Here is a 25419-nt window from a genome sequence, read left to right as displayed (position 1 = left end):
TCGTCCAACCGCCGGCTGCGCCTCAGTGCAGATTGCGCCCGACGGCGCCGCCCGCGACCGCGCCCGCGACGCCGCCCACCACGGCACCGCCGGTTCCGGCGATCGCGTCACCCAGGACCGCCCCGCCGACGCCACCAACGACGGCGCCGCCGACCGTCTTCTGCGTCGTGGTACAGGCCGAAACACTCATGGTCGCGACGATGAGTCCGGTTATGGTGGCAAGTCTGATGGTCATGGAAATAGCCTTTCGCTGCGCCGCCGCTCGCGGCGGAGTGGATGTCCTTCTGCCGGAAAATTGGAACTCTTGCGAAGGAAGGCAAGACCCGGCTTTCGCCGCCCGCCAGACGCCGTCGCGATAGGGTTGGCGCCCGGCTTCAAGAAGGCCTCGACCGTCGCAGCGAAGCCTGTCAAGCTGGGTGGACAATGGCCTTCATGCTTAAATCCCGCTTCCCGGCATCTGACCCGCACTGCCACGAATACCCGGCAGTGCAACGACAAAAATCGCGGAGCAGGACCGAAACAGCGCCTCCACGGCGCATCCGAGGAAAGTGGGACTGATGAAACTCGCAACGCTCAAGGATGGCCGCCGCGACGGGCGACTCGTCGTCGTGTCCCGCGACCTGACCCAAATGACCGACGCCTCGTTCCTCGCGCCCAGCCTGCAGCGGGCGCTCGACGACTGGGCGCGCGTCGCCCCGCATCTGCAAGCGCTCGCCGACAGCCTCGAGCGCGGTTCGGTGCCGGTCGAACGGTTTCACGAGCACGACGCCATGAGCCCGCTGCCCCGCGCGTTTCAATGGGCGACCGGTTCGGCCTACGGCAGCCATCTTGAATTGATCCGCAAGGCCGGCGGCGCCGAGATGTCGGAGGCCACCCGGAGCGACCCGCCGATCCAGCAAGGCGGCTCGGATGCCTTCCTCGGTCCGCGCGACCCGATCCCGCTCGCCGACGAGGCCTTTGGCCTCGACATGGGGGGTGGGATCGCGGTGATCCTTGGCGACGTGGCGATGGGCGCGAGCGTCGATGAGGCGCGCGCCGCGATCCGCCTCGTCATGCTGGTCAACGACGCCTGGTTGCGCGACCTGATCCCGGCGGAACGCGGCGAGGGCTTCGGCGTCTTCCAGTCGAAGCCGCCCGCGGCCTTCTCGCCCGTCGCGGTGACGCCCGCCGAACTCGGCGAAGCGTGGGATGGCGGCAGGCTGCATCTGCCGCTTGCGGTGGACTACAATGGCAAACCGTTTGGCCGGGCGAATGCCGGAATCGACGTAAGTTTCGACTTGCCGACGCTGATCGCCCATGCAGCCAGGACGCGGCCGCTCTCGGCCGGCACGATCATCGGCTCGGGAACGGTATCCAACAAGCGCGACGGCGAACGCGGCAAATCGATTGCGGATGGCGGCGTCGGCTATGCGTGCCTGGCGGAATCGCGCGCCGTCGAGACGATCGCGGGCGGTGCGCCGAAAACGCCGTTCCTGCGGGTCGGCGATACGGTGCGGATCGAGATGCTCGACGACAAGCACCGGTCGATCTTCGGCGCCATCGAGCAGACGGTCGCACGTTATGAGCGCGGGTGATCACCGTACCGGACGGAACGCCTGAGGCATCCGCAACGACGGCTGCGGACGCAGCCGGTCAGGCTTCGACCTGCTCCATGCCGCGTCGCGCCAGCAACGCCATGCCGACCGAAGCTTCGGCTTCGGGCGCCTTCTCGACGGGACAGCCGAGGGTCCGGCGCCGGATCGCCGTCCAGGCATCGTTTTGCGCGCCGCCGCCGGCGGTCAGAACGCGGGCCGGCGCCGGCGCCCCGAGCGCGACAAGGGCGGCGTAGCCCTCGCCCTCGATCCGAGCGATCGCCTCCAGCATGCCTTGCAGAAACACCGCATCGTCGTCTGGACGCGGCGTCAGTCGTGGAGCGAGCGAGGGATCGTTGACGGGAAACCGTTCGCCGGCCCTGGCGAGGGGATAATAGTCGAGCCCGGTCGGCCGATCCGGATCGATCCGCTCGGACAGCGCCGCGATCGTCTCGGCGGAAAAGTGACGCAGCAGGGCGCCGCCGCCGGTGTTCGACGCGCCGCCGGCCAGCCACCGGTCGCCGAGTCGGTGGCTGTAGATACCCCGCGCCGCGTCGTCCACCCGCACATCCGACAAGAGCTTGATTGCCAGCGTTGTGCCGAGCGACGTCACCGCTTCGCCGATTGCCGTCGCGCCCGACGCGAGAAAAGCGGCGACGCTGTCGGTGGTGCCGGCGACAAGCCTGAGATCGCGCGCGAAGCCGAACCGATCGGCCATTGCCTCCGTGACGGTTCCGGCAATCGCGCCAACGCGCAAGACGTCCGGGAGCAGGTCCATCCGCGCGCCGCAGGCCGCGAACCAGTCCGGCCAGGATTCGCTCTCGAGGTTGTAGCCCAATTTCAGAACATTGTTCTCGTCGGACAATCCGGGTCGCCCCGTCAGCCGCGCCAGGATGAAATCGGCCTGATGGCAAAGATGGCGCGCCCGCCGATCAGGGTCATGATTCTGCAACCGCAGCATGCGGGCAAGGGCCGAGCCGCTTCCGCGCACGATCGAATCCTGCGGCGCACAGGCCGCGATACGCATCGCCTCGTCGTCGAAGCCGGATGAATCATACATCAGCGCTGGCGTCACCGGCCGGGCGTCGCCGTCGACCAGGACCATCGTGCCTGAGGTACCGTCGATCGCGGCGGCGCGGACCGAGGCCATCGAACCGCCCTTGTCCGTAAGCGCCTTTGCCTGGGCATCGAGGCAGGCGGAGACCGTGTCCCACCATGTTTCGGCGGACACGCCGTCACCCTTCGACGGGTGCATCGGTTCGCGAGCGCTCGAGACCAGGCTACCATCGGAATCGACGACGGCGCTGCGCACGCCGGAGGTGCCGATGTCGAGGCCAAGATAAAGCGGGTCACGCCCCAGACGCCCCGACAGCGCCAGAAAATCAGGATCGTGCATCCTCGACACCCCATTGCAGTATCCGGATCGTATAATCGGGCAGCGGCGCGCCGTCGTTGCTCGCGAGCTTTTCGATTTGCGCATCCAGGTCGCCGCCGCGCTTATCGGCAAGGGATTGCGCGTGGAGGCCATCGCGAACGAAAAGCGTTCGCCAGCCGGCGGCACTGGCGCCCGCCACGTCATGTTGCAGCGAATCTCCGACCATGAGAATGCGATCTTGCTTCGGATTGCCCAATGCCTGAGCCGTCGCCTCGAAGACCCGTGCATGCGGCTTGCCGTACCAGATAACGCGCCCGCCGGCCGCCTCGTAACGCGCCGCCAGGGCGCCCGGCGCCACCACCAGTCTGCCACCCGGTCGCGGTGAGGCACGATCGGGGTTGGCGCAAAGGACAGGCACGCGGCGGGCCAGCGCCTCGTCGACAAGCCCCTGATAGGACGACAACTCGGCGTCGTCCGGCAAGCCCATGATCAGGATCGCGTCCGCCGTCGCTAGTGTGTCGACGAGCGAAATCCCGTCGAGACCGTCCGCCCAGGCAATGGCATCCTCCGGGGTCGCGGCGACGGGGAACAGGTGATCGAAGCCCTTCACCACACCGTTCGCCAGATCGTGCCAAAGCGCTTCACCGGACGTCATGATGCATTCCATCGCCTCGACCGGAATGCCGAAGCCGGCAAGGCGTTCGCGGTTCGGCGCCGCCCGCTTGCCCGAATTGGACAGAAGCGCGATCGTCTTGCCGGCGTTGGTCAGCCGGGCAAGCGCCTCCAGAACGCCAGGATAAAGCGCGTCGCCGTCGTGCAGCACCCCCCATTGGTCGAGCACGACGACATCGAAATGATCTTCGATCTCCTCCAGGCCGGTGATGTGTTTACCCAACTGATCGTCTCCGTTCGATTTCGCTGCCCGCGCGTCGATACCCGACGCGGTCGCGCCGGTATCATCATGACGCAAGCCGTCTCTGCCGCGCTTTCGGCGATCGTGCAAACGGCCACACCAACGACATTCACTGAATTCAACATGCACCCCTGCCGCCAGCCTAGAATACCGCGCTCCGGGTTGTCGATTTTTCGTTTTCCAGTCGCGGTTCGTAAGACACGCGTGCTCCGGCGTCGTGGGCACGTGCCTGACAAAGTATACATTGACACGCCACGTAGCGCGCCTGATAGTCAGCCTGGGAGACGAGATCGCATGATCGCTGCGCGGCACCGAGGCGCGGTCCCGTGGTCGAGGGTCTTCGCGTCGCGCTTTTGCGAGCAAGCCATCTGGGAGGAAACATGCGCAGACGTTCCATTATCACAATTGCCGCAGCGCTTATGGCGTCCAGCGTTCTCGGCACCGGCGTCGCTTCGGCGCAATCGGCCTATCCCGAACGGCCCATCCAGATGATCGTGCCGTGGGGCGCGGGCGGCGGCACCGACGCGGTCGGCCGCATCCTCGCCTCGCTGCTACAGGAAGAACTGGGCGTGCCGGTGAATGTGGTGAACCGCACCGGCGGCTCCGGCGTGGTCGGCCACAGCGCCATCGCCAATGCCGAGCCGGACGGCTACACGCTGGGCATCATGACGATCGAGATCGACATGATGCATTGGCAGGGCCTCACCGACCTTACCTACGCGGATTTCGACATCCTCGCCCTGGTCAATGCCGATCCGGGCGGCATCATGGTCTCGGCTGATTCCGAATACGAGTCGCTCGAGCAGCTCCGCGACGCCATCAAGTCGCAACCGAAGGGCACCTTCAAGGCGTCCGGCACCGGTCAGGGCGGCATCTGGCATCTCGGCCTTGCCGGCTGGCTGTTGTCGGAGGATCTGCCACCGGATCAGGTGACCTGGGTTCCGAGTCAGGGCGCGTCGCCGGGAATTACCGACATGGTGGCTGGCGGTGTCGACATCGTACCGTCGTCGCTTGCCGAGGGCCGGGCGATGATCGAGGCGGGCCGGGTGCGGCCGCTGGCATCCATGTCCGCCGAACGCCAGGCCATGTTCCCCGACGTGCCGACGCTCAAGGAAGGCGTCGATTCCGACTGGACACTGGCGGTCTGGCGTTCCGTTGCCGCGCCGAAGGGCCTGCCGGACGACGTCAAGACCAAGCTGACCAGCGCCATCGAAAAAGCCTATAACAGCGACCAATACCAGAGCTTCATGAAGGACCGCGGGTTCGGCGTGCGCTGGGCGGGGGGCGAGGAGGCGACGAAGATCGTCGCCGACGACGACGCCAGCCTCGGTGAGGTGATGAAAGAGGCCGGCTTGGCGAAGAACTGAGACAGCCAAGATGCGTCCGGCCGCGCGGCCGGACGCCTTCCCCTGTCGCCGGCGCGCGGGACGCGATCCGCCACGCGACCATTCCCGGTCCAAAAGAGCGCGTCGATGAAGCTCAATGATCTCACCCTCGGCGTCCTGCTTCTGGCCGGCGCAATCGCTATTTTCCTCTCAGCGACGCAATTCTCGGCAATTCCCGGCCAGGCCTATGGCGCCGCGACGATGCCCAAGACGATCGCTCTCCTGACTTTCGGGCTTGGTGTATACATGACCGGGCGCAGCGTGGCGGCCGGTGCGCGGCGGCCCGCCATCGTCATCGCCGACTGGGCGCGCTCGCCCGCGTCCGTCATCGGCCTCGCCGTCTCGCTCGCGCTGATCGTCATCTACATCCTCTTCTCCGACCTCATCGGCTTCGTGCCGATGGCGTTCATGATGATAGCCGCGCTGATGCTGACGCTCAGGGTCAAGCCGCTGACGGCGATCCTCGTCTCGATCGTTGCGGCCGTCATTATTCAGCAGGCATTCGGGCGGCTGTTGCTGGTGCCGCTTCCGCGCAACGCCTTTCTCGGCTTTCTCTGGTAGGGTCCATGTCCGTCGTCGCCGAGGCCTTCGCCCTCGTCTTCCAGCCCTATGTGCTTCTGGTCATCCTCGGCTCGGCCTGCTTCGGCATGTTCGTCGGGGCCATTCCGGGACTGACCGCGACGATGGCGACGGCGCTGCTCGTGCCGGTCACCTTCTTCATGGACCCGGTCCCGGCGATCGCCGCGATCGTCACCGCGACGGCGATGGCAATTTTCGCCGGCGACATTCCGGGCGCGCTGTTGCGGATGCCGGGAACGCCGGCCAGCGCGGCTTATGTCGAAGACGCCTACCGGATGACCCGTCAAGGCCGGTCGGAAGAAGCCTTGGGCGCGGCGCTGGTGTTCTCGTCGATCGGTGGCATTTTCGGCACGATCGTTCTCGTCACCGCCTCGCCGGCACTGGCTGAGATCGCTCTGAAATTCTCGTCCTTCGAGTATTTCTGGCTGGTCGTGCTCGGCCTGTCCTGCGCGATCTTCGTTTCGCCGGGTTCCGTTCCGCGCGGCCTGATCTCGCTGCTGATCGGCCTGTTCGCCGCGACGGTCGGCATCGACAATCCGGCTGGCGAACCACGCTACACCTTCGGCATCGTCGATCTTCTGGCAGGGGTCCAGTTCATTCCTGCGATGATCGGCCTGTTCGCTGTGTCTGAGGTGCTGCGCTCGGTCGTCACGCGCCAGGAACGCCCGCGGATCGAACGGACTGGGCAGCCCGGCATCTTTCGCGGCCAGTGGATCAACCTTCGCCGCTATCCGGCGCAGGTCGTGCGCGGCAGCGTCGTCGGTACCGCCATCGGGGCGCTGCCGGGGGCCGGCGCCGACATCGCCGCCTGGATCTCCTATGCGATCAGCAAGCGGTTTTCGAAGCAGAAGGACAAGTTCGGCACCGGCCATGTGGAAGGGCTCGTCGAGGCCGGCGCCTCCAACAACGGCGCGGTCAGCGGCGCCTGGATTCCGGCACTGGTCTTCGGTATTCCTGGCGATTCGATCACCGCGATCGTCATCGGAGTCCTCTACGTGAAGGGGATCAATCCGGGACCGACGGTCTTCATCACCAACCCGCAGATGATCTATGCGGTGTTCATCGTGTTTTTCCTGGCCAACCTCATCATGCTGCCGCTCGGCTGGGTGGCGATCAAGGCGGCCGGGACGATCCTGTCGATCCCGACCCGGGTCCTGATGCCGATCATTCTGATGTTCTGCATCGTCGGCTCGTTCGCCATCAACAACTCGATCTTCGGCGTCATTCTGATGCTGATCTTCGGCGTCATCGGCTTTCTCATGGAGGAAAACGACATTCCGATCGCCCCGGCGATCCTCGGGCTGGTTCTCGGCCCAATGCTGGAGCAGAACTTCATCACCTCGATGATCAAGGCGGACGGCAGTTTCCTCGCCTTCTTCGAACGGCCGATCGCCGCCGGCCTCGGCCTCTTCACCATCGCGATCTGGTGCATTCCGCTGATCGTCTGGGCGGCGAACCGGCGGCGCGGTCAGGCGACTCCCGGCGCGGATTCCGCTGTCGGCTGATCCGGCGCGCCGGGGCCCATGTCAGGCGATCGACACGTCGTATTTGGCGAAGTCGCGGTCGACCGTCAGGATCGTCAGCCTTTCAAGCTTGGCCTGGGCGATCAGCATACGGTCGAAGGGATCGCGATGGTGGAGCGGAAGCATGGCGGCCGCGCGCGCGTGCGCCGTCTCGATCGGCAGGAATTGGTGGCCCGTTCGAGCGCACTGTTCCCAGATCTTGTCCGGCACGGGAAGCGCGCCGTTCTTCTTCTTGATCTCCACTTCCCAGACCGTCGCCGCGCTGACGAATGTCTGGGCGCTCCCGGCAAGAACCGTCCGATAGCGCTCGGGCAGCTTGTCGCTTTCGTAGAGCGCCCATAGGAGCACGTGCGAATCGAGCAGGTATGCGTCAACCGTCATTCCATGTACGGCTCGAATCCGGTCGCGATATCGTCCCAGTTATCCGGAACTTGAAACTGGCCGTCAAAAGCACCGACCCGTGGCAATGTCGGCCGTTCCGGCCGGGCAGGTCCGAGACGGACATACGGCTTGCCGTGCCGGGTCACCTGGACTTCCGCGCCGGCGGCGGCCTTGCGCAGAACGTTTGACAGGTTGGCCTTCATCTCAGCGACCGTGACGTCCATGGGAGCACCTCGTTATTATGGCTATAATTATGGCCTTAATCTCCCTGGAAACAAGTGGGCGGAAATGGCTGTTGCCGGCCGGGAGGACCCGACGCGCGCCTGGATCATGCCTCAGTCGGCCTCGTCATCCTCCAGAAGAATTCGTTCGGCGGCGCCGTCGAGATCCTCGTATTGCCCGCTCTTCAGGCTCCACAGAAACGCGGCGAGGCCGAGCATCCCGAGCCCGAGCGCGACCGGCAAGAGGTAGATCAGGACGTTCATGCCACCCCCTCCCCGACGAGCCGCGGGGGTGGAAGCCGCGGTGTGCGCGGCGCGAACGCCCCCTCGGTCCACCGCCCCATCTTGCCGCCGCGGGCCAGGCGCAGGGAGTTGGCGACGACGACGATGGAGGACGAGGACATGGCGATGGCGGCGCCCAGCGGCGTGATGTAGCCCGCGATCGCCAGCGGAACGGCAATGCAATTGTAAAGAATCGCCAGCGCGAAGTTCTGTTGTACCAACCGCCGGGCCTTGACGGCGACCCGGTGGGCGAAAGGCACCGCGAACAGGCTGTCCCGCGTGAACACGAAATCGGCGGCCAGCCGCCCGGCGTCGCAGGCGGACGCCGGCGCCATCGACACGTCGCCGGCCGCGAGGCTCGGCGCGTCGTTGAGGCCGTCGCCGACCATCAGAACCTTTGCTCCGCGTGCCTGCAAACCATGCAGACGCTCGATCTTCATGCCGGGCGTCTGGCCCGACGCCATTGCGGCGAGGCCGAGTTCGCCGGCGATCCGCGCGACGGGCTCAGCCGCGTCGCCCGACAGGACCTCGACAGCCAGGCCGTCCTGCTTCAGGTCGTTGATCGCCGCCGCGGCGTCACCGCGCAACGTCTCCGCCAGCTCGAAGCCGAACAGCCGACCGCCCTCCAGCGCAAAGCCGACGCCGCCGGCCCGCCCTCCGGACCATCCGTCGCCGGATGCGATGGCACCGACCCAATCGGCGCGCCCGAGACGGGCGCGCCGACCGTCGACTTCGCCCTCCACACCGCAGCCCGGCACCTCGTGAACCGCCGAGAGCGCTCCGGCGGATGCGGCGGGGAGAAAAGCCAGGATCGCCCTTGAGGCCGGGTGCGTCGAATGGGCGGCGAGCGCGCGCGCGGCCCCCGCATCATCGCCCTCGACATCCGAAGACGTGACGCGGGGGACACCCGTCGTCAGCGTGCCGGTCTTGTCGAAGACGACGTGGTCGGCCTCGGCAAGGCGTTCCAGTGCCGAGCCGTCCTTCATCAGGATGCCGTTCTCGAACAGCCGCGCCGCGCCGATGACGTGAACGACGGGAACCGCCAGTCCAAGCGCGCAGGGACAGGTGATGATCAGGACGGCGATGGCAGCGTAAGTGGCCGCGTACCAGTCGCCACCCGTCGCCACCAGCCAGCCGACGAAGGTGGCCGCGGCCAGGATGTGGACCGCCGGCGCATAGATCCGCGCCATGCGATCGGCGACGCGCACATAACGTCCGCGCCCCTTCTCCGCGGCTTCCATCATCCGGATGATTTCGGCGAGGAAGGAGTTTTCCGCCGTCGCCAGCGCCTCTATGTCGATCGAACCGGAGAGGTTCAGCGTCCCCGCCTCGACCCTGTCACCGCCGGACGCGGCAAACGGCGCGCTCTCGCCGGTGACGAGGGAGCGGTCGAGATCGCTCGTCCCCCACACCACCACGCCATCGACGGGAACCCGCTCGCCGGCGGCGACACGCAGGATCATGCCAGGCCGGACCTCGTCGAGCGGCACGTAGGAGAGCTCGCCGTCTTCAACCCGGCTTGCCCCCTTCACCGCCAGACGGCTGAGACCGGTGACGGCGGTTCGCGCGCGCTCGCGCATGCGCTGGTCGAGATAGCGCCCGATCAGGAGGAAGAAGAGCAGCGTCACCGCCGCGTCGAAATAGGCCGCCGCGCCGCCGGTGAGACTCTCGAAGACGCTCATGGCGAGCGCCAGCACCACGGCGAGCGAGATCGGAACGTCCATGTTGAGGCGCCCGGCCCTGAGCGCGCCGAAGGCGGACCGGAAGAAGACCTGGCCGGAATAGGCGACCGTCGGCAGGGCGATCAGCGCCGAGACCAGATGGAACAGGTCGCGCGTCGCGGCGTCGGCGCCGGACCAGACCGATACCGACAGGAGCATGATGTTGCCGGCCGCGAAGCCGGCGACGGCCAACGCCTTGAGCAGACCAGCCGATTCCCGCTGGCGGGACAAGTCGTCCAGATCGCCGATGTCGACCGGCGTCGCGCCATAGCCAAGACGCTCCAGGGCATCACTGACGACCAGTGGCGATCGATCCGCGGCATCGAGAACCACGGTCACCCGGCGCATCGTCAAATTGACGCGCGCCGAGACGACGCCGTCGAGCGGCGTCAGCGCCGTTTCGATCGTGGTCATGCAGCGGCCGCACGAGATATCCGGAACCGAGAAGACGTATTGGACCGTGCCGTCTTCGTTGACGCGTCCCGACCGCATCAGTTCCTCGGCCCGCAGCGCGCTCGCCGGATCAACGGTTTCGAGCGCGAAGCTCGTGGCCAGCGCCCCACCACAACAGCTCATGACCGTCTCACTCCACCACGAAGCGCACCGCTTTTTCCCAAGGCTGCTCGTCCGTCCCCGTGACGACGATGGCGGCCTCCCAAAGCCCCGTGCCGAGCTCGGTTGGAGCGGTGTAGGTTCCGCCCGGATCAGCCTGCAGCAGGATGGTGCGATCCTCCCGCTCGGAAGCCGGATGCCCGATCGTCGCCTCCACCGAAGCGTCGCGGATGGCGCGCTCCGTTCCGTCGATGAGACTGACCGTGAAGACCCCGTCCTGGTAAGACGTGCGCACGGTCCAGCCAAGCGCCGCCTGGCGACGCTTCGCCGCGGTCTCGGTGTCGAAACGCTGGCTCTCCACGTAGGAGTTCTGGACGACAAGCCCACTCCAGCTGGAATTGGCGAAATAGGCAAGCACGAGGTTTACCGAAATAATCGTCCCGAAGAACAGGACCATCACCGCCCACATATGCCAGCCGGTGAATTCGCGCGGTCGAAACAAGCGAGCCAGCATGGTCATTCCTCCAGAACTTCGAAGATTGCCTTGTAGGCGCTCGTCGCTTCCGACGCCTGATCCTTGACGACAAAACGGAAGTTGGTCGCGCCCGGCGCGATGGTCTCGGGCGGCTGCGCAACGAAGACGCGCAATGTGCGCAGTTTATCAGGTTCCACCGGCACCGCGAAGTGGGTGCCGGCCGGTTGCGCGATCTCGTTGATTTCCATCGTCGCACCGGGCAGGCCCTCGATACCGAGGGTGATCACGCGGGGCTCCGGGATCATGTTGAGCAGCTTGACGGTATAGCCGTTGCGAATCGAGCCGTCGCTGAGCGTCACGGCCACCGGGTTGCGGTCGTGCTGGACGTTGATCTCGAGCCTGTCGCGCGCCATCAGCGCGATGACCAAGGCGGCCCCGATCGCCGCCCATATAGCGGTGTAGATCAGCGTCCGCAGCCGGAAGATGATCCGCCAGTCGAAGTGGCGAAGATTGTCGCGAAAACGGCCGTTCTCGTCCCGTACTCGGGATGGGTCGATCGCTCCGCTCGCCGGATCGGTGGCGATCGCGAGATTGGCGTCGTAGTCGCGCAGCGTCGCGTAGGAAATCAGCCCGCGCTCCCGGCCGAGCCGGTCCATCACGGTATCGCATGCGTCGATGCAGAGCGCGCAGGTGATGCAGCCCAGTTGTTGCCCGTCGCGAATGTCGATGCCGGTGGGGCAAACCGCGACGCAGGCATTGCAGTCGACGCAGTCCCCAGCCGCAAGGCCGGCCGCCGCCGCCTTCTTGGCACCGTGCGTGCGCGGCTCGCCGCGCCAGTCATTGTAGGTGACGGTCAGCGAATCCTCGTCCAGCATCGCGGCCTGGATGCGCGGCCAGGGGCACATATAAATGCAGACCTGTTCGCGCATGAAACCGCCGAAGATATAAGTGGTGGCGGTCAGAATGCCGACGGTGGCGTAGGCGACGAAGGGCGCTTCACCGAGGATGAAGCTGGTGAGCAGTGTCGGCGCGTCGGCGAAATAGAAGATCCAGGCGCCGCCGGTCGCCGCCGCGATCACGAGCCAGGTCGTGTGCTTGAAGACGCGCTTGCGGATCTTGTCCGCGCTCCACCGCGCCTTGTCCAGACGGATGCGGGCGTTGCGGTCGCCCTCGAAGAAGCGCTCGACGACGAGAAACAGATCGGTCCAGACCGTCTGTGGACAGGTGTAGCCGCACCAGGCCCGTCCGACGACGGACGTGATCAGAAAAAGGCCGACGCCAGCCATGACCAGCAATCCGGCGACGAAGAAGAATTCCTGCGGCCATATCTCGATGAAGAAGAAATAGAATCGGCGATTGGCCAGATCGATCAGGACCGCCTGGTCGGGCGCGTAAGGCCCCCGGTCCCACCGCAGCCATGGCGTGACGTAGTAGATGCCGAGCGTGATCGCCATGACGATCCATTTCAAGCGGCGGAAATTGCCCTCGGCACGCTTGGGAAAGATCTTCTGGCGCGGCGCATAGAGCGGCTGGCTCTGCTGGCGTCCCCCGGCATTGACGGCCTCGACGTCGATCTGCGTTATTTCGGCGGGTTGGTCCAATTGCGACTCCTGCATTGCCGGAGGGCTGTCCGGCATGATCGCAAGTCTTTTCACCGTAATGGCGCCGTCGATCCTTGACCCAGATCAACCAGCCGCTTTGACCCCCGCTCCGCCCCGTGAGACACTTTAGGCGTGCGGCGAGGCAGGGAGGAAGCAATGGATTCCGTCCGGGAACCCGCGGCCGCACGCGATTTCAGCAATTCCGAGATGGGCGCGCTCGCCCATCTTTATCGCGGAGAGATCTATCGCTCGACGATTTGGCGGACCCGGCTCGACACCACGACGAACTGGGCTGTCGTCACGCTCGGCATCGCTCTGTCGATCGCGTTTTCATCGCCCAACGCCTCACCGCTGCCACTGGTCCTGGTCGGCATCCTGATTCTGTTTTTTCTGCTGCTCGAGGCGCGGCGATATCGCTATTTCAATGTCTGGCGGGCACGGGCGCGCTGGATGGAAAACAATTTCTACGCGCCGATGCTGCAGGACGGCGATCTGCGCACCGAGAACGGCTGGACGACAGTCCTCGCCGAAAACTACCTGCACCCGGTCTATCATATCAGTCAGGCGACAGCGATCGGCCGGCGGATTCGCAGAAACTACCTCTGGATCCTGTTGATCCAGACGGCCGCCTATATCGGCAAGCTGCTGGTGCATCCCACCGGCGTCGGCTCCCTGACCGAGTTCGTCGAACGCGCCGATATCGGCCCCTTCCCGGGAGAAGCGGTGCTCGCCATCGGCGTTTTCTACGTCGCCAGCTGGATGACGATCGCGATCTGGATCGCCCGCAGCGACGCGGCGAAATTTAGATCTCGGGGATCGTCATCCAGTTCGATGGGTTGATACGTCCGCAGGTTGGTATGCTTCCCTATTCGCCGCCGCCGAGGCTGTGGACATAAACGGCCAGCTGCTTTGCGGTCACTTCACCCAGACGTTCGCCCCAGCCCGGCATGACACCGTGCTGCGGTGTGCCTACCTGTGCCATGATCTCGCTCTGGCTGCCGCCATAGAGCCAGAGCGCGTCGGCGAGGCGTGGCGCCCCAAGCTCGCGGACACCCTCGCCCGCCTCGCCATGGCAGGCGGCGCAGTTGTCGGCATAGACGGTCGCGCCGCTCGCGGCGGCCGCAGCGTCCGCCTCCTGGCCGGAGAGCTTGCGCACATAGGCTGCGACCGCCGCGATCTGCTCGCGGTCGAGGATTTCGTCGCGGCCGAACGCAGGCATCTCGGATATCCGGGTCTCGTCATCGTCGCCGTAGCGCACGCCGTGAAGGATAGTCGTGTAGATATCCTCCACGCCGCCACCCCAGATCCAGGCGTCGTCGTTGAGGTTGGGATAGCCGGCGCTGCCGGCCGCGCCGGAGCCGTGACACTGGACGCAATTGACCTTGAAGGCCGCGTTGCCCGCGGAGATCGCGAACTGGCGCAGATTTTCGTCGGCGGCGATGTCCGTCACGGACGATGCCTTGATCGCCTCGATGCGATCGACATTGCGCGCTTGCGCGCTTGCGATGTCGGCGCGCAGATCGGAGCGACTCGACCATCCCAGCACACCCTTCGTCGCCGAATTGATCAGCGGCAAAGCCGGATAGAGCACAACGTAAACCAGCGAAAACGCGATCGTCGCGTAGAACGTCCACAGCCACCATCGCGGCATCGGATTGTTCAGTTCCTTGATACCGTCCCAGGAATGGCCCGTCGTTTCGACACCGGTGACCGGGTCGATCTCTCTTTCGTCCGCCATCGATCAGTCCTCCTTGAACGGGATGCGTGCGGCCTCGTCGGCCGCTTTGCGTGCGCCGGGTCGCAGGACCCAGGCGAGGACGGCGACGAAAATCAGTACGAGGTACAAAAGACCCCAGCTGTCGGCGAAGGTGCGCATGCTCTGGTATTCGAAATCCATCTTTCGGCCCTTACCGGTCGTTGAGTTCAGGCTCGTAGGCCGAAAAGTCGACCAGCGTTCCGAGCATTTGCAGGTAGGCGACGAGCGCATCCATTTCGGTGAGCTTTTGCCGATCGCCGTCGAAATCGCTGACGACGGCCTTGGGGTAGCGATCGAGAAGCGCCGACGTGTCGGCCTCCGGGTCCGCCTGGGCGCGCAGGTCGGTCGCGGCGTTCTCGATCATCGCATCGGTGTAGGGCACGCCGACGCGGCGGTTGGCAACGAGATGCCCGGCCGGATCCTCCACGACCAGCTCCTTCCGCAGGAAGGCATAGGTCGGCATGACCGATTCCGGCACGACCGAACGCGGATCGGTCAGGTGCTGGACCTGCCATTCGTTGGAATAGCGGCCGCCGACGCGGGCCAGATCCGGTCCCGTACGTTTCGAGCCCCACTGGAATGGATGATCGTACATCGACTCCGCCGCCAGACTGTAAGGGCCATAGCGTTCCACCTCGTCGCGGAATGGCCGGATCATCTGGCTGTGGCAGGTGTAGCAGCCCTCGCGGATGTAGATGTTGCGGCCAGCCAGTTCGAGCGGGGAGTAGGGCCGCACGCCCTCCACCTTCTCGATCGTGTTCTCGAGATAGAACAGCGGCGCTATCTCGACGATCCCGCCGACGCTGACCACCAGCAGCGACAGGACGAGCAGAAGCGTGGCGTTGCGCTCGATCACGCCGTGCCGGGACAAGAGGCCGCGGGCTATGGGATCGGCCTTGACCTCCGGGAGAGCACCCTTCAGCGCGGAGTCGTCGTCTTTCTTGCTCATACTCATCCCCTTTAGCTGGCCGGCTGCGCGGCGGCTGTCGCGCGGCCCATCGGGGCCTCAACTCGCACGTCGCCGCGGATCGTCTTGTAGATGTTGAAGGCCATGACCAACGCGCCGCTGAGGTAGAGCAGCCCGCCCAGCATGCGCAGCACGTAGTAGGGATACATGGCCGCGATGACTTCGGCGAAGGAGTAGACGAGGTAGCCGTCCGCCCCGTATTCGCGCCACATCAGCCCCTGCATGATGCCGGCAACCCACATGACCGCCGCGTAGATCACGATGCCCAGCGTGGCCAGCCAGAAGTGCCAGTTGACGAGACGCAGGCTGTAAAGCCGTTCGCGTCCCCATAGCTTCGGCACCAGGAAGTAGATCGCGCCGAAACTGATCAGGCCGTTCCAGCCAAGCGCGCCGGAATGCACATGCCCGATGGTCCAATCGGTGTAATGGCTGAGCGAATTGACCGCCTTGATCGACATCATCGGGCCTTCGAAGGTCGACATGCCGTAGAAGGCGACCGAGATCACCAGCATCCGCAGGATCGGATCGGTGCGCAGTTTGTCCCAGGCGCCCTGAAGCGTCATCAGACCGTTGATCATGCCGCCCCAGGACGGCATCCACAGCATCACCGAGAACACCATGCCCAGCGTCTGCGCCCAGTCGGGCAACGCCGTGTAATGGAGATGATGCGGCCCCGCCCAGATGTAGAGGAAAATCAGCGACCAGAAGTGGATGATCGACAGCCGGTAGGAATAGACCGGACGGTTCGCCTGCTTCGGGATGAAATAGTACATCATCCCCAGGAAGCCGGCGGTGAGGAAGAAACCGACGGCGTTGTGCCCGTACCACCACTGGGTCAGCGCATCCTGCACGCCCGAGAAGGCCGAATAACTCTTGGAACCGAGCAGCGAGACCGGCATCGACAGCCCGTTGACCACGTGCAGCATGGCGACGGTCACGATGAAGGACAAATAGAACCAGTTGGCGACGTAGATATGCGGTTCCTTACGCTTGATCAGCGTGCCGAGGAACACCGCGAGATAGGCCAGCCAGACGACCGTCAGCCAGAGATCCACATACCATTCCGGCTCGGCGTATTCCTTGCTCTGGGTGATGCCGAGCAAGTACCCGGTCGCGGCCAGCACGATGAACAGCTGATAGCCCCAGAAGACGAACCAGGCGAGATCGCCGCCCCACAAACGCGCGCGTGTAGTGCGTTGGACAACATAGAACGATGTCGCGATCAGCGCGTTGCCACCAAAGGCGAAGACCACCGCCGAGGTATGGAGCGGGCGAAGCCGACCGAAATTCAGCCACGGCTCGAAATTGAGTTCCGGCCAGGCGAGCTGGGACGCCACGATCACGCCGACGAGAAAGCCGGCGATCCCCCAGAAGAGCGTGGCGATGACGCCGTAGCGCACGACGTCGTCGGCATAGCCCGCCTCGCTGGCCTGCGATGGGTCCCGCTTTCCCACGCCGGAGATTGGCAGCGCCGAAAATTCGATCCGCCGCAGCAAGATGATGGTGGCGACGGCCAAAACGAAAAACAGCACCCAGGCGTGAGCCTCGAACAGCGCATCCCTGGCGAAGGCTGCGCCGAGCAACGCCAGCAGCGCTCCCAGGCCGACCAGAATCGCCTCAACCTGATTCTTCATGATCAATGTTCTCCAAAATCCCTCGCGGCGCGACGTGCCAGCCTTGATGACGCCGCGACGTCCGCTTGCTCTTTGCCAGCGTCCAAAAACCTTTGCTTTGACTTGGATCAAGGAGGTTAGTGCCTGCTGACGTCTATGAATGGTCCAGCCGATGACCGCCGCCGGAGTCTAGAAATGCGATCCAGGGCACAACGAAGACGCGCGATAGGGCGTGGAGCCGCCCCCTTGCGGTCGATCGGTGCCGGCGTTTTTTCGCAGGGCGGCGAGAGCCTCGTCAGCCGGCTCAGCGGTCATTTCCGGGTATTGTCGGACCTGTGCAACCGTCTGGAGGATATTGCCGACCACCTGCCCGATCACGTCGATCGCCAGGATGCGCTGCATGTCGCGCGCAGCCTTTGCCCGACCGTCATGAGTGCTCACGATTTCGAGGAATCCGTACTGTTTCCGCTCCTGAAATCACGCTTCGCCCGGGACGCGGACATCAAGGAAGCGCTGGAGAGCCTCCATTTCGAGCACTGGGAGGACGACATGTTCGCCGAAGAGCTGGCGGAAGCGCTCATCGGCTTCGTCAGCGGTCTCGAACCGCGCAATCCCGAGGCCCTCGGCTACATGCTGCGCGGCTTCTTCGGCGGCATGAGACGCCATATCGCTTTCGAGAAGGCCCAAATCGTCCCGCTGCTGAAACAGATCGAGGTGAGTCGTGGTGCGTGATCCAGCATTGATCCTGGCCCGCTACAGCGAGCCGGTTCCCCGCTATACGAGCTATCCGACGGCGCCGCATTTCGAGGCCGATCTCGGCCCGACGCTGCTGCCCGAGATGCTGGGCGCGATCGGCCAAAGCGAGCGCGTCTCACTGTATATCCACGTTCCCTATTGCGACCGGCTGTGCTGGTTCTGCGGCTGCCACACCAAACATACCAGGCAGTATGGCCCGGTCGCGGACTACGTCGCCTCCTTGTTGCGCGAGATCGCGCTGGTCTCGCGGGCGATCGGTTTTCCGGCACCGGTGGCGCAACTCCACTTCGGCGGCGGCTCCCCTAGCCTGATGCGCTCCGGCGACTTTCAACGCCTGTCCGACGCTCTTCGTGAGGCCTTCACGATCGACGCGGCGACCGAAATCAGTGTCGAGATCGACCCGTCCGACGTCACCGACGACACGCTCGACGGCCTCACGGCGCTGGGCATGACGCGGGCGAGCATCGGCGTTCAGGATTTCGATCCCGCCGTGCAGGCCGCCATCAATCGGCCCCAGAGCTTCGAATTGACCCGGGAGGTCATCGCAAGCCTGCGCGCGATCGGCATCGGCTCCCTGAATATCGACGCCCTTTACGGCCTGCCGTTGCAGACGGAAAGGCGGCTTGCCGCAACGCTGGAGAAGGTCGTCGATCTCGCGCCGGACCGCATCGCGCTGTTCGGTTATGCCCACATGCCGTGGCTGAAGAAGCATCAGACGATGATCCGGGACGAGGATTTGCCGGATCAGACGGAGCGCTTCCGACAGGCGCGCCTCGCCGAGGCGGCGCTGGTCGCGGCCGGTTACGCGGCGATCGGCATCGATCACTTCGCGCTGCCGCACGACACGCTCGCCGAAGCGGCGCGCACAGGCACGCTGCACCGCAATTTTCAGGGCTATACGACGGACGCCTGCGCAACGATGATCGGGCTCGGCGCCTCTTCGATCGGACGGCTTCGCGACGGCTACGTACAGAACATCGTTCCGACCGCATCCTATCGCGCTGCCGTCGACGCCGACCGTCTCCCCGTCGGGCGCGGCTACCGGCTGAGCGATGACGACCGCGTTCGCGCCTATTGGATCGAACGGCTGATGTGCGACTTCGCCGTCTGCTTTGCCGACCTGGAAGCCCGATTCGGCGCGGCCGCCGCGCCCTATATCGCGGAAGCCCGCATGATCGCCACAAGCGACACCGACGGGCTTTGCCGCGTCGAGGCCGACCGCTTCGTGATCCCGGACGACGCCCGGCCGTTCACGCGCATCGTCGCGGCCCGGTTCGACGCGCATCTGAAGACGTCGGCATTCCGGTATTCCAAGGCGGTGTGAAGCGGGCGACCACGCCGGCCGAGACGCCCAGTCTCAGCGGTCGACTTCGCAGCACTCCTGCAGCAGGCGCAGGTTGGGCACGGTGACGGTTCGGTTGTGCTCGACGACGATCGTGCCGGTCCTTCGCAGTTTGGTGATCTGGCGGCTGACGGTCTCGATGGTGAGACCGAGAAAATCGGCGATGTCGGCACGCTTGAGCGGCAATTCGAAGCAGATGGGACCGTCAGCCCCCAACTGCTCGGGATCGATATGGGAGGCGATCAGGAACAGAAAACTCGCCACCTTCTCCGCCGCCGATTTGCGGCCGAGCGTGAGAATCCACTCGCGCGCCTCGTCGAGTTCCTTCAAGGACTGCTCGTGCAGCTTATGCTGGAGCTCCGGCGTCGTGGCGACCATTTCTTCGATGATACTCTTGGGAAAGGAGCAGACGGTGACTCCTGTCGCCGCTTCGGCCGAGGCCACCGTCTGGCTCTTGAAGGGGCGGCCGAGAAAGTCCGGCGCGAATTGCAGGCCGACGATCTGCTGGCGCCCGTCGGCCATCAACCGCGTCAGCTTCACCACGCCGCTCAGAATGTTGGAATAGCGGCGCGCGCCTTCGCCGGCAGGCACCAGTTCTTCATCGCTGCCATAGGCATGCCGGGACGTGTGCTTGCTGAGCGTGATCAACTGATCCGGTGACAGCGCGCCGCAGACGCCCCGATGCCGTGCTTCGCAGGCGCGGCATAGGACTGGGAGTTCCGAGTTGTGAATATCCAGCCGCTCGACCGGGGAAGTTTGGGCCATCATTTGATCATCCACGCCATTCCTCCCAGCGGCAGTGTTAAAGAAGATAGGCTTGCGGTTCAAACCCTGTTTGCTATCGAACGGACGGGCGAGCCGGCTGACACCTGATTCCAACGGCCAACAGGGGGACATATGCAGGAGACGTGGCGCTGGTTCGGTCCGGCCGACAAGATCGCTCTGGCCGAAATCCGCCAGACCGGGGCCCGCGGCATCGTCAATGCCCTGCACGAGATCCCCTATGGCGAGGTCTGGCCCATCGAGGCGATTGCGGCCCGCCAGGCGCTGATCGAAGCGGACCCGTCGCTGGGTCTCACTTGGCGCGTCGTCGAAAGCCTGCCGGTGCACGAGCGAATCAAGCTCGGCGACAGCGATCTGGAGCCGCTGTTCGAGACCTACCGGCAGTCGCTGCGCAATCTCGCCGCCCGCGGCATCGACACGGTCTGCTACAATTTCATGCCGCTGCTCGACTGGACGCGGACCGAACTGGCCGCGCCACTGGCCGGTGGCGGTACGAGCCTGCGCTTCAACCTGCACGAATACGCCGCCTTCGACGTCTTCATGCTGGAGCGGCCGGGGGCGGCGGAGGACGTCTCACCCGAGGTTCTCGATCGCGCCAAGGCGTGGTTCGATGCCTCGGATGCCGCCGATCGCGAGCGGCTTCTCGCGGCGATCATGGCCGGCCTGCCCGGCGCCTATGCGCGCTACGATGTGCCCGGCCTCCGCGACATCCTGAAGCGCTACGACGGCGTCACCCGCGACGACGTCCGCGCCAATTTCAAACGCTTCCTCGAAGCGATCATTCCCACAGCAGAGGCGGCCGGCATGCGCCTTTGCGTCCATCCCGACGATCCGCCGCGACCGCTCTTCGGGCTGCCGCGCATCGTCTCCAATGCCGAGGACATCGCCTTCGTGCTCGATGCCGTTCCTTCCCCTTCCAACGGCCTGACGCTCTGCTCGGGCTCGCTGGGCGCCAATCCCTTGAACGACGTGCCGGGTATCGCCCAGCAATTCGCCGACAAAATCCATTTCGCGCATCTGCGCAACGTCGCCAAGGATGCCGACGGCTCCTTCGAGGAGGCCGATCATCTCGCCGGCGACATCGACATGGTGGCGCTGGTGCGCGTGCTGATGGCCGAGGAGCGCCGCCGCCGGGCCGAGGGCCGCGCCGACTGGCAGATCCCGATGCGGCCCGATCACGGCCACGAGCTTCTGTCGGATATCGGCCGGGGCACGCATCCCGGCTATCCGGTGATCGGGCGGATGCGCGGCCTTGCGGAACTGCGCGGCGTCATGGCCGCCATCGAAGCCTTGGAAGGAAGCGCGTCGTGACCCCCGCTTCGACCCGCCGCATCGTTGCGATCGGCGAATGCATGATCGAGCTCGCCTCGGCCGGAGAGGGTCTCTACCGCAAGGGCTTTGCCGGCGACACCTTCAACACCGCCTGGTACCTGCGCCGCGAGCTCGACGCGGAGTGGCGGGTCGCCTATCTGACCGCACTCGGCACCGACCCCACCTCCAACGAGATGCTCGCCTTCTTCGCCGAGGCCGGTATCGAGACGACCCCGGTGCGGCGCATCGATGGGGCCATGCCGGGGCTCTACATGATCCATCTCGACGGCGCCGAGCGCAGCTTCTCCTATTGGCGTGACACCAGCGCGGCGAAGCAACTCGCCGCCGATCCCGGCCACCTCGAAGCGGCATTCGCGGGCGGCGACGCCTTCTATTTTTCCGGCATCACCCTGGCGATCCTGCCGGCCACGGATCGAAACGCGCTGCTCGAAAAGCTCGGCGCGGCGAAGGCCGCCGGGAAAGCCGTCGCCTTCGACCCCAATATCCGCCCACGCCTCTGGCCCGATCCCGCCGAAATGCGCCGTTCGATCAAAGCCGCCGCTGGCGTCTCGACGATTTGCCTGCCGAGCTTTCCCGACGAGAAAGCCGCGTTTGGCGATGCCTCTCTGGCTGAAACCGCCGACCGCTATCTCGGCCTCGGTGCGGACGAGGTGGTGGTCAAGGATGGCCCCGATCCGGCACTCGTCGCTTATGCCAATACGCGTGAACAGGTCGCAGCTGAGGCCGTCGCGCAAGCGCTCGACACAACGGGTGCCGGCGACAGTTTCAGCGCGGCCTATTTCGCCGCGCGCCTCGACGGCCTGCCGCCGGTCGATGCCGCCCGCAAAGGCCACGCGTTGGCCGCGCAGGTCGTCCAGCACTACGGCGCCTTGCTGCGATAGAGTAGCGGCTACCAAAGAGCCGATTTATGGATTGCCAAGCGACAGCTATTGGAGATCGAACCACCGTGATCGGCCGATGCGAACGTGGGAGGCGTTAACCGCCCAGCACTCGGCACGCGTCGGTATCCACCGACTCGACGGTGACACGCAGGACAGCTTATACTCGCTTCCTAGTCTTGGTTGTGCCCAAACAGCATGTCATTAGAATCCGGCGGGCCGAATCCCATGACGCAAGATCACTCGTCTCCCCACAACCGGAGCAGAGACTCGTCGCGAGCACACATCGGTCCCGACGCCCGATGTGCCGCGCCTAGCAGGAGCGCACGATGAGACGAAATTCAAAGCTGGTCATATTCGGCACCGGCGAGATCGCTGAACTTGCCGATTTCTATTTTCATCATGACAGCGACCTCGATGTGGCGGCATTTGCAGTCGATGGCGCTTACCTGAAGGAGGACGCGTTTTGCGGTAAGCCCGTCGTCGCTATGGAAGAGCTCGCCGCCCACTTTCCGCCCACGGCCACCAACGCGTTCGTGGCCGTGAGTTACGCAAAGCTCAATGAATTGCGGACTCAGAAAGTCACGCAGATGAGTGACGAGGGCTATCGGCTTGCCTCTTACGTGAGTTCCAAGGCGACCGTCTTTCCAGGTTTCTCTCCGGGCCATAACGCCTTCATCCTCGAGGACAACACCATCCAGCCCTTCGTGCGGATCGGGGACAACGTCACGTTATGGAGCGGAAACCACATCGGTCATCACTCGGTGATCGAGGACAATTGTTTTCTTGCCTCCCATATTGTGGTGTCGGGCGGCGTACGGATCGGTGCAGGGAGCTTCGTGGGTGTCAACGTGACCATCCGCGACCATGTTACGATCGGCCGCAGATGTGTGATCGGTGCCGGCGCCCTGATGCTGGAGAACGCCGACGACGAAGGTGTCTACGCTCCACGCGGCACGGAGCGGGCGCGCGTTCCGAGCAGTCGACTCCGATCCATCTGACGCGTTTAGGCGGCATCTCGCAAATGGTCGAAGGTTCAATCCTTCCTTGTCACTTGGCGCGCGGAAAGCCATTCCGGAACCGATCGATACTCATCGAGACCATAGCCGAGTATTTTTCTTTGCTGCTCACTGAATTCCTGCTCCTTCAGCACCGAAGGAAGGTGCAACTGCTGCCGCAGCATCGGAATCGTGAAGACGTGATTTACCGCTCGTCGGTTCTTGTTCGATCTATTCGTGGAGCCTGCGTGATAGACCATGCAATCAAGCACGATGAAAGTGCCTCGCGGGACCTCTATTTGCTTCTCCAGGCGGCGGACGGTCTCATCAGAGGGAAAGGCCTCCATCTTGTGACTGGCCGGAATCGCGCGCGTGGCACCATTTTCCAGGGTGAAATCATCCATTGCAAACAGAGCGTTGATCGCAAGAGGGCGCGAACTCGTAAAATGCTGGTACGGCAGGTCGCGGTGGTATGAGGACTGCGCGTACTTCGCGGCATTGGCTCTGTTCACCAACCCGTTAACCTGGTTGAGGATGTAGTAATCGCCTAGCATTCGCGACAAGAGCGCGTGCAGACCCTCGTCGAAGGCAATTTTCCAAAACTCAGGTGCGATCGCCGGCAGTACCCGGATCGAATCACGCTCTCCAATCTCATCCAGATCGAAGCCGTCATGTTCCGCCTTTTGAGCATATTTATCTAGCGCGTGGTCGAAGTCCCGCGAAAGGACGTCCAACTGTGACTGCGACAGCCCGGCCCGGAGGGTGGTAAAGCCTAAAAGGCGTAACTCTTCACAGCAAAGGTCGAGCGCGTCGCGCGCGCCCATTGTTTCCTTGACTCCGTAGCGTGCAACCTCGCTCATGAATGAACCTCGGCATGGTGAAGTTGGTCGGGGTGGATCAGGCATGGCACGTCCGCGCCAAGACGCGCTTTCACGAAGGGCCAACTGCGTGGATTAACTGCTGCGATCAAGGGTAGTGTCTCCTCCTGAAGGAATTCGTCGGTCGTGACGACAGGCAGGTTGAACTTCGTTCCCTTGCCCACATCATCGGCCACGAACATCTCGGCCCGCCGGACCAATTCCGGCGCATAAGCGTTGAGCAGGTCTGCGAATTCCCCGATACCGAAAATCGCAAAGCGTCTTCCGTCCAACCGCGCAAGCGTGCGCGCTTCCACGGCTTGCCAGCGGTCAAGATAGGTGTCCCGTGCGCGAGCAAGTTCCTCGCCGTTGCTCCGCTGCCCCAAAAGCTCCGTCATCTGCCCAGGGGCCGGATCTGGCTCCAAGAGAAATACCTGAAAACCGATTTGCCGGCCGTCCAGCGCTTCATGTGCATGTACCCGCAGACCGACTGAAGCAGCGATGATGCTCATCGAGGTCTTGGAAAAACTTGACACATGATCGCGGAATAGGAGTTCGGTATCGGGCGTATCACCATCAGGACAGACCACCACGATCGTTCCACCATCCCGTAATGCCTCGCGGCAAACCGAAAGAAATTGCCGGGGATCAAGCGAATGTTCGATCACATTGACCGACAGAACCAGGTCGAATTTCTCGCCCGTTGCTGCGTCTTCCGCGTATCCTGTCTGGATGCGCGCGCGGGGGTGCGCGCTCAAGGCCGCCACTTCCGCCAGACGCGGCGCGGGCTCCACCCCCAGAGCGGAGTGAGAGCGCCAGCGGTCCGTCAGCATAGTGAGAAGTGCTCCGGTGCCGCAGCCCTGTTCGAGAATCGTGCTCCCTGCCCGGACAGGGCGCTCGGACGTGGCCAGAACCCGCTCTATGTGCCCGGCGTAGTCCGCCGCACGGGCTCTATCGGCGTCCGGCGCAGCAAGACCGATATCGTAATCATCTCCATAAAAACCGGTCCGGTCTGCGGCGGTGACTGACTGCGAATGGAAACCGTAGCCGCAATCGAGGCAGGCTGTCTTACACAACGGTGCCGGGAACACCCGTCCTTCGCTCGTCATGGAGCGACCGGGATGCGGTGTCCGTCGTCAGAACATTTGGCGCAAAACTGGTCGTCGAATTAAGGAGAGACGGCCTCGTCTGGGGATTGATGTTTAGGCGGCGATCCTGCGGTGCTGCAAGCGCCGATGTTCGATGGTCTTTCGCTTGATCCTTTCGCGCTCACTGATGATTGCGGCAGCCCTGCCGAAGTAGGCGTCGGCGGGTGTCACGTTGCCCAGGCTCTCATGGTAGCGCTGGTGGTTGTAGTGCTCGACGAAGGCCTCGATCTGTCCCTCGAGGTCGCCGGGCAGGAAGTAGTTTTCCAGTAGGATCCGGTTTTTCAGCGTCTGGTGCCAGCGCTCGATCTTGCCTTGGGTTTGCGGGTGGAACGGCGCCCCTCGCACGTGGCTCATCTTCTGCGCTTCGATATAGTCCGCAAGCTCACCGGCGACGTAGCTGGGACCGTTAT

At 64.4% G+C, this 25419-nt stretch carries 27 protein-coding genes; 10 read left to right on the top strand and 17 right to left on the bottom strand.

The window, feature by feature from the left end:
• Positions 1-22 precede the first annotated feature (22 nt).
• On the bottom strand, positions 23-235 hold the full coding sequence (locus VSX60_RS11130) for a hypothetical protein (protein ID WP_327624245.1): 213 nt from the start codon (positions 233-235) through the stop codon (positions 23-25).
• A 322-nt stretch (positions 236-557) separates the two neighbouring features.
• On the opposite strand from VSX60_RS11130, the gene VSX60_RS11125 reads away from it, so the two are divergent.
• On the top strand, positions 558-1574 hold the full coding sequence (locus tag VSX60_RS11125) for a fumarylacetoacetate hydrolase family protein (protein ID WP_327624244.1): 1017 nt from the start codon (positions 558-560) through the stop codon (positions 1572-1574).
• Between the two features lie 58 nt (positions 1575-1632).
• Here VSX60_RS11125 and VSX60_RS11120 read toward each other — a convergent pair whose 3' ends face one another.
• Both VSX60_RS11120 and VSX60_RS11115 read right to left on the bottom strand, forming a co-directional pair.
• Entirely contained in the window at positions 1633-2967 is a 1335-nt protein-coding gene (locus VSX60_RS11120; RefSeq protein ID WP_327624243.1) for an FGGY-family carbohydrate kinase, read from the bottom strand.
• Positions 2954-3841: a TIGR01459 family HAD-type hydrolase gene (locus tag VSX60_RS11115; RefSeq protein WP_327624242.1), complete on the bottom strand. Its 888-nt coding sequence runs from the start codon at positions 3839-3841 to the stop codon at positions 2954-2956. The genes VSX60_RS11120 and VSX60_RS11115 overlap by 14 nt, the downstream gene beginning before the upstream one ends.
• Before the next feature lie 398 nt (positions 3842-4239).
• Here VSX60_RS11115 and VSX60_RS11110 point away from each other — a divergent pair, with 398 nt between their 5' ends.
• From VSX60_RS11110 to VSX60_RS11100, 3 genes are all read left to right on the top strand, one after another.
• Positions 4240-5226, top strand: a complete 987-nt coding sequence (locus VSX60_RS11110) for a Bug family tripartite tricarboxylate transporter substrate binding protein (RefSeq protein WP_327624241.1) — start codon at positions 4240-4242, stop codon at positions 5224-5226.
• Positions 5227-5331: 105 nt separating this feature from the next.
• Positions 5332-5805, top strand: a complete 474-nt coding sequence (locus VSX60_RS11105) for a tripartite tricarboxylate transporter TctB family protein (RefSeq protein WP_327624240.1) — start codon at positions 5332-5334, stop codon at positions 5803-5805.
• Positions 5806-5810: 5 nt separating this feature from the next.
• Positions 5811-7328, top strand: coding sequence for a tripartite tricarboxylate transporter permease (locus VSX60_RS11100; protein WP_327624239.1), 1518 nt, complete (start codon positions 5811-5813; stop codon positions 7326-7328).
• Between the two features lie 21 nt (positions 7329-7349).
• Here the strand turns inward: VSX60_RS11100 and VSX60_RS11095 are convergent, their stop codons facing one another.
• The 6 genes from VSX60_RS11095 to ccoG form a co-directional block, all read right to left on the bottom strand.
• Positions 7350-7727 (bottom strand): type II toxin-antitoxin system VapC family toxin, encoded by a 378-nt coding sequence (locus VSX60_RS11095; protein ID WP_327624238.1) that lies wholly within the window; start codon positions 7725-7727, stop codon positions 7350-7352.
• Positions 7724-7951, bottom strand: a complete 228-nt coding sequence (locus VSX60_RS11090) for a type II toxin-antitoxin system Phd/YefM family antitoxin (RefSeq protein WP_327624237.1) — start codon at positions 7949-7951, stop codon at positions 7724-7726. Before VSX60_RS11090 ends, VSX60_RS11095 begins: the two co-directional genes overlap by 4 nt.
• A 111-nt stretch (positions 7952-8062) precedes the next feature.
• Positions 8063-8212 (bottom strand): cbb3-type cytochrome oxidase assembly protein CcoS, encoded by a 150-nt coding sequence (gene ccoS / locus VSX60_RS11085; RefSeq protein ID WP_327624236.1) that lies wholly within the window; start codon positions 8210-8212, stop codon positions 8063-8065.
• Positions 8209-10527 (bottom strand): heavy metal translocating P-type ATPase, encoded by a 2319-nt coding sequence (locus tag VSX60_RS11080; RefSeq protein WP_327624235.1) that lies wholly within the window; start codon positions 10525-10527, stop codon positions 8209-8211. The genes ccoS and VSX60_RS11080 overlap by 4 nt, the downstream gene beginning before the upstream one ends.
• A 7-nt stretch (positions 10528-10534) precedes the next feature.
• Positions 10535-11017: a FixH family protein gene (locus VSX60_RS11075; RefSeq protein WP_327624234.1), complete on the bottom strand. Its 483-nt coding sequence runs from the start codon at positions 11015-11017 to the stop codon at positions 10535-10537.
• 2 nt (positions 11018-11019) lie between these two features.
• Positions 11020-12594 carry a cytochrome c oxidase accessory protein CcoG gene (gene ccoG / locus VSX60_RS11070; RefSeq protein ID WP_327624311.1) on the bottom strand — a complete coding sequence of 525 codons (1575 nt, stop codon included), beginning with the start codon at positions 12592-12594 and terminating at the stop codon, positions 11020-11022.
• A gap of 141 nt (positions 12595-12735) precedes the next feature.
• Between ccoG and VSX60_RS11065 the strand changes: the two genes are divergently transcribed.
• Positions 12736-13419 carry a DUF2270 domain-containing protein gene (locus tag VSX60_RS11065; protein ID WP_327624233.1) on the top strand — a complete coding sequence of 228 codons (684 nt, stop codon included), beginning with the start codon at positions 12736-12738 and terminating at the stop codon, positions 13417-13419.
• A 25-nt stretch (positions 13420-13444) separates the two neighbouring features.
• Here VSX60_RS11065 and ccoP read toward each other — a convergent pair whose 3' ends face one another.
• The 4 genes from ccoP to ccoN are packed head-to-tail and all read right to left on the bottom strand — an operon-like array spanning position 13445 to position 16936.
• Positions 13445-14317 carry a cytochrome-c oxidase, cbb3-type subunit III gene (ccoP, locus tag VSX60_RS11060; protein ID WP_327624232.1) on the bottom strand — a complete coding sequence of 291 codons (873 nt, stop codon included), beginning with the start codon at positions 14315-14317 and terminating at the stop codon, positions 13445-13447.
• Between the two features lie 3 nt (positions 14318-14320).
• The gene (locus VSX60_RS11055) at positions 14321-14476 is read right to left on the bottom strand and encodes a cbb3-type cytochrome c oxidase subunit 3 (protein WP_327624231.1); all 156 of its coding nucleotides are present in this window, start codon (positions 14474-14476) and stop codon (positions 14321-14323) included.
• 10 nt (positions 14477-14486) lie between these two features.
• On the bottom strand, positions 14487-15284 hold the full coding sequence (ccoO, locus tag VSX60_RS11050) for a cytochrome-c oxidase, cbb3-type subunit II (protein WP_327624230.1): 798 nt from the start codon (positions 15282-15284) through the stop codon (positions 14487-14489).
• Between the two features lie 11 nt (positions 15285-15295).
• Positions 15296-16936 (bottom strand): cytochrome-c oxidase, cbb3-type subunit I, encoded by a 1641-nt coding sequence (ccoN, locus tag VSX60_RS11045; protein ID WP_327624229.1) that lies wholly within the window; start codon positions 16934-16936, stop codon positions 15296-15298.
• Positions 16937-17161: 225 nt separating this feature from the next.
• Here ccoN and VSX60_RS11040 point away from each other — a divergent pair, with 225 nt between their 5' ends.
• Both VSX60_RS11040 and hemN read left to right on the top strand, forming a co-directional pair.
• Positions 17162-17647 carry a hemerythrin domain-containing protein gene (locus VSX60_RS11040; protein ID WP_327624228.1) on the top strand — a complete coding sequence of 162 codons (486 nt, stop codon included), beginning with the start codon at positions 17162-17164 and terminating at the stop codon, positions 17645-17647.
• Entirely contained in the window at positions 17640-18995 is a 1356-nt protein-coding gene (gene hemN, locus VSX60_RS11035; protein WP_327624227.1) for an oxygen-independent coproporphyrinogen III oxidase, read from the top strand. The genes VSX60_RS11040 and hemN overlap by 8 nt, the downstream gene beginning before the upstream one ends.
• Before the next feature lie 33 nt (positions 18996-19028).
• On the opposite strand, the gene VSX60_RS11030 is transcribed toward hemN, so the two are convergent.
• Entirely contained in the window at positions 19029-19778 is a 750-nt protein-coding gene (locus VSX60_RS11030; RefSeq protein WP_327624310.1) for a Crp/Fnr family transcriptional regulator, read from the bottom strand.
• Between the two features lie 132 nt (positions 19779-19910).
• Here VSX60_RS11030 and uxuA point away from each other — a divergent pair, with 132 nt between their 5' ends.
• The 3 genes from uxuA to VSX60_RS11015 all read left to right on the top strand — a co-directional run bounded on the left by uxuA (position 19911) and on the right by VSX60_RS11015 (position 23007).
• Positions 19911-21107, top strand: coding sequence for a mannonate dehydratase (gene uxuA / locus VSX60_RS11025; protein ID WP_327624226.1), 1197 nt, complete (start codon positions 19911-19913; stop codon positions 21105-21107).
• Positions 21104-22009, top strand: coding sequence for a sugar kinase (locus VSX60_RS11020; RefSeq protein WP_327624225.1), 906 nt, complete (start codon positions 21104-21106; stop codon positions 22007-22009). The genes uxuA and VSX60_RS11020 overlap by 4 nt, the downstream gene beginning before the upstream one ends.
• A gap of 326 nt (positions 22010-22335) precedes the next feature.
• A complete protein-coding gene (locus VSX60_RS11015) occupies positions 22336-23007 on the top strand; it encodes an acetyltransferase (RefSeq protein WP_327624224.1) in 672 nt (223 codons plus the stop codon).
• Between the two features lie 35 nt (positions 23008-23042).
• On the opposite strand, the gene VSX60_RS11010 is transcribed toward VSX60_RS11015, so the two are convergent.
• The 3 genes from VSX60_RS11010 to VSX60_RS11000 all read right to left on the bottom strand — a co-directional run.
• Entirely contained in the window at positions 23043-23864 is an 822-nt protein-coding gene (locus VSX60_RS11010) for a phytanoyl-CoA dioxygenase family protein (RefSeq protein WP_327624223.1), read from the bottom strand.
• Positions 23861-24970: a class I SAM-dependent methyltransferase gene (locus tag VSX60_RS11005; protein ID WP_327624222.1), complete on the bottom strand. Its 1110-nt coding sequence runs from the start codon at positions 24968-24970 to the stop codon at positions 23861-23863. Before VSX60_RS11005 ends, VSX60_RS11010 begins: the two co-directional genes overlap by 4 nt.
• A gap of 93 nt (positions 24971-25063) precedes the next feature.
• Positions 25064-25419, bottom strand: a 356-nt coding sequence (locus VSX60_RS11000; protein WP_327624221.1) for an integrase core domain-containing protein, incomplete at its 5' end; no start/stop codon positions are given.

It is taken from the genome of Aurantimonas sp. A3-2-R12 (genome assembly GCF_036016755.1).
Classification (GTDB): Bacteria; Pseudomonadota; Alphaproteobacteria; order Rhizobiales; family Rhizobiaceae; genus Aurantimonas; species Aurantimonas coralicida_A.
Note: the sequence above shows the minus strand (reverse complement) of the source record. Positions and strands in the feature narration are given on the sequence as shown.

Excerpts from the sequence above, each read along its gene's own strand:
- VSX60_RS11030 (WP_327624310.1), bottom strand. The coding sequence starts at position 19,778 with ATGGCCCAAACTTCCCCGGTCGAGCGGCTGGATATTCACAACTCGGAA.
- ccoP (WP_327624232.1), bottom strand. The coding sequence starts at position 14,317 with ATGGCGGACGAAAGAGAGATCGACCCGGTCACCGGTGTCGAAACGACG.
- ccoN (WP_327624229.1), bottom strand. The coding sequence starts at position 16,936 with ATGAAGAATCAGGTTGAGGCGATTCTGGTCGGCCTGGGAGCGCTGCTG.
- VSX60_RS11125 (WP_327624244.1), top strand. The coding sequence starts at position 558 with ATGAAACTCGCAACGCTCAAGGATGGCCGCCGCGACGGGCGACTCGTC.
- VSX60_RS11015 (WP_327624224.1), top strand. The coding sequence starts at position 22,336 with ATGAGACGAAATTCAAAGCTGGTCATATTCGGCACCGGCGAGATCGCT.
- ccoO (WP_327624230.1), bottom strand. The coding sequence starts at position 15,284 with ATGAGCAAGAAAGACGACGACTCCGCGCTGAAGGGTGCTCTCCCGGAG.
- VSX60_RS11010 (WP_327624223.1), bottom strand. The coding sequence starts at position 23,864 with ATGAGCGAGGTTGCACGCTACGGAGTCAAGGAAACAATGGGCGCGCGC.
- VSX60_RS11080 (WP_327624235.1), bottom strand. The coding sequence starts at position 10,527 with ATGAGCTGTTGTGGTGGGGCGCTGGCCACGAGCTTCGCGCTCGAAACC.
- VSX60_RS11065 (WP_327624233.1), top strand. The coding sequence starts at position 12,736 with ATGGATTCCGTCCGGGAACCCGCGGCCGCACGCGATTTCAGCAATTCC.
- VSX60_RS11075 (WP_327624234.1), bottom strand. The coding sequence starts at position 11,017 with ATGCTGGCTCGCTTGTTTCGACCGCGCGAATTCACCGGCTGGCATATG.
- ccoS (WP_327624236.1), bottom strand. The coding sequence starts at position 8,212 with ATGAACGTCCTGATCTACCTCTTGCCGGTCGCGCTCGGGCTCGGGATG.
- VSX60_RS11005 (WP_327624222.1), bottom strand. The coding sequence starts at position 24,970 with ATGACGAGCGAAGGACGGGTGTTCCCGGCACCGTTGTGTAAGACAGCC.
- VSX60_RS11120 (WP_327624243.1), bottom strand. The coding sequence starts at position 2,967 with ATGCACGATCCTGATTTTCTGGCGCTGTCGGGGCGTCTGGGGCGTGAC.
- VSX60_RS11100 (WP_327624239.1), top strand. The coding sequence starts at position 5,811 with ATGTCCGTCGTCGCCGAGGCCTTCGCCCTCGTCTTCCAGCCCTATGTG.
- VSX60_RS11110 (WP_327624241.1), top strand. The coding sequence starts at position 4,240 with ATGCGCAGACGTTCCATTATCACAATTGCCGCAGCGCTTATGGCGTCC.
- VSX60_RS11055 (WP_327624231.1), bottom strand. The coding sequence starts at position 14,476 with ATGGATTTCGAATACCAGAGCATGCGCACCTTCGCCGACAGCTGGGGT.
- uxuA (WP_327624226.1), top strand. The coding sequence starts at position 19,911 with ATGCAGGAGACGTGGCGCTGGTTCGGTCCGGCCGACAAGATCGCTCTG.
- VSX60_RS11090 (WP_327624237.1), bottom strand. The coding sequence starts at position 7,951 with ATGGACGTCACGGTCGCTGAGATGAAGGCCAACCTGTCAAACGTTCTG.
- ccoG (WP_327624311.1), bottom strand. The coding sequence starts at position 12,594 with ATGCAGGAGTCGCAATTGGACCAACCCGCCGAAATAACGCAGATCGAC.
- VSX60_RS11105 (WP_327624240.1), top strand. The coding sequence starts at position 5,332 with ATGAAGCTCAATGATCTCACCCTCGGCGTCCTGCTTCTGGCCGGCGCA.
- VSX60_RS11130 (WP_327624245.1), bottom strand. The coding sequence starts at position 235 with ATGACCATCAGACTTGCCACCATAACCGGACTCATCGTCGCGACCATG.
- VSX60_RS11095 (WP_327624238.1), bottom strand. The coding sequence starts at position 7,727 with ATGACGGTTGACGCATACCTGCTCGATTCGCACGTGCTCCTATGGGCG.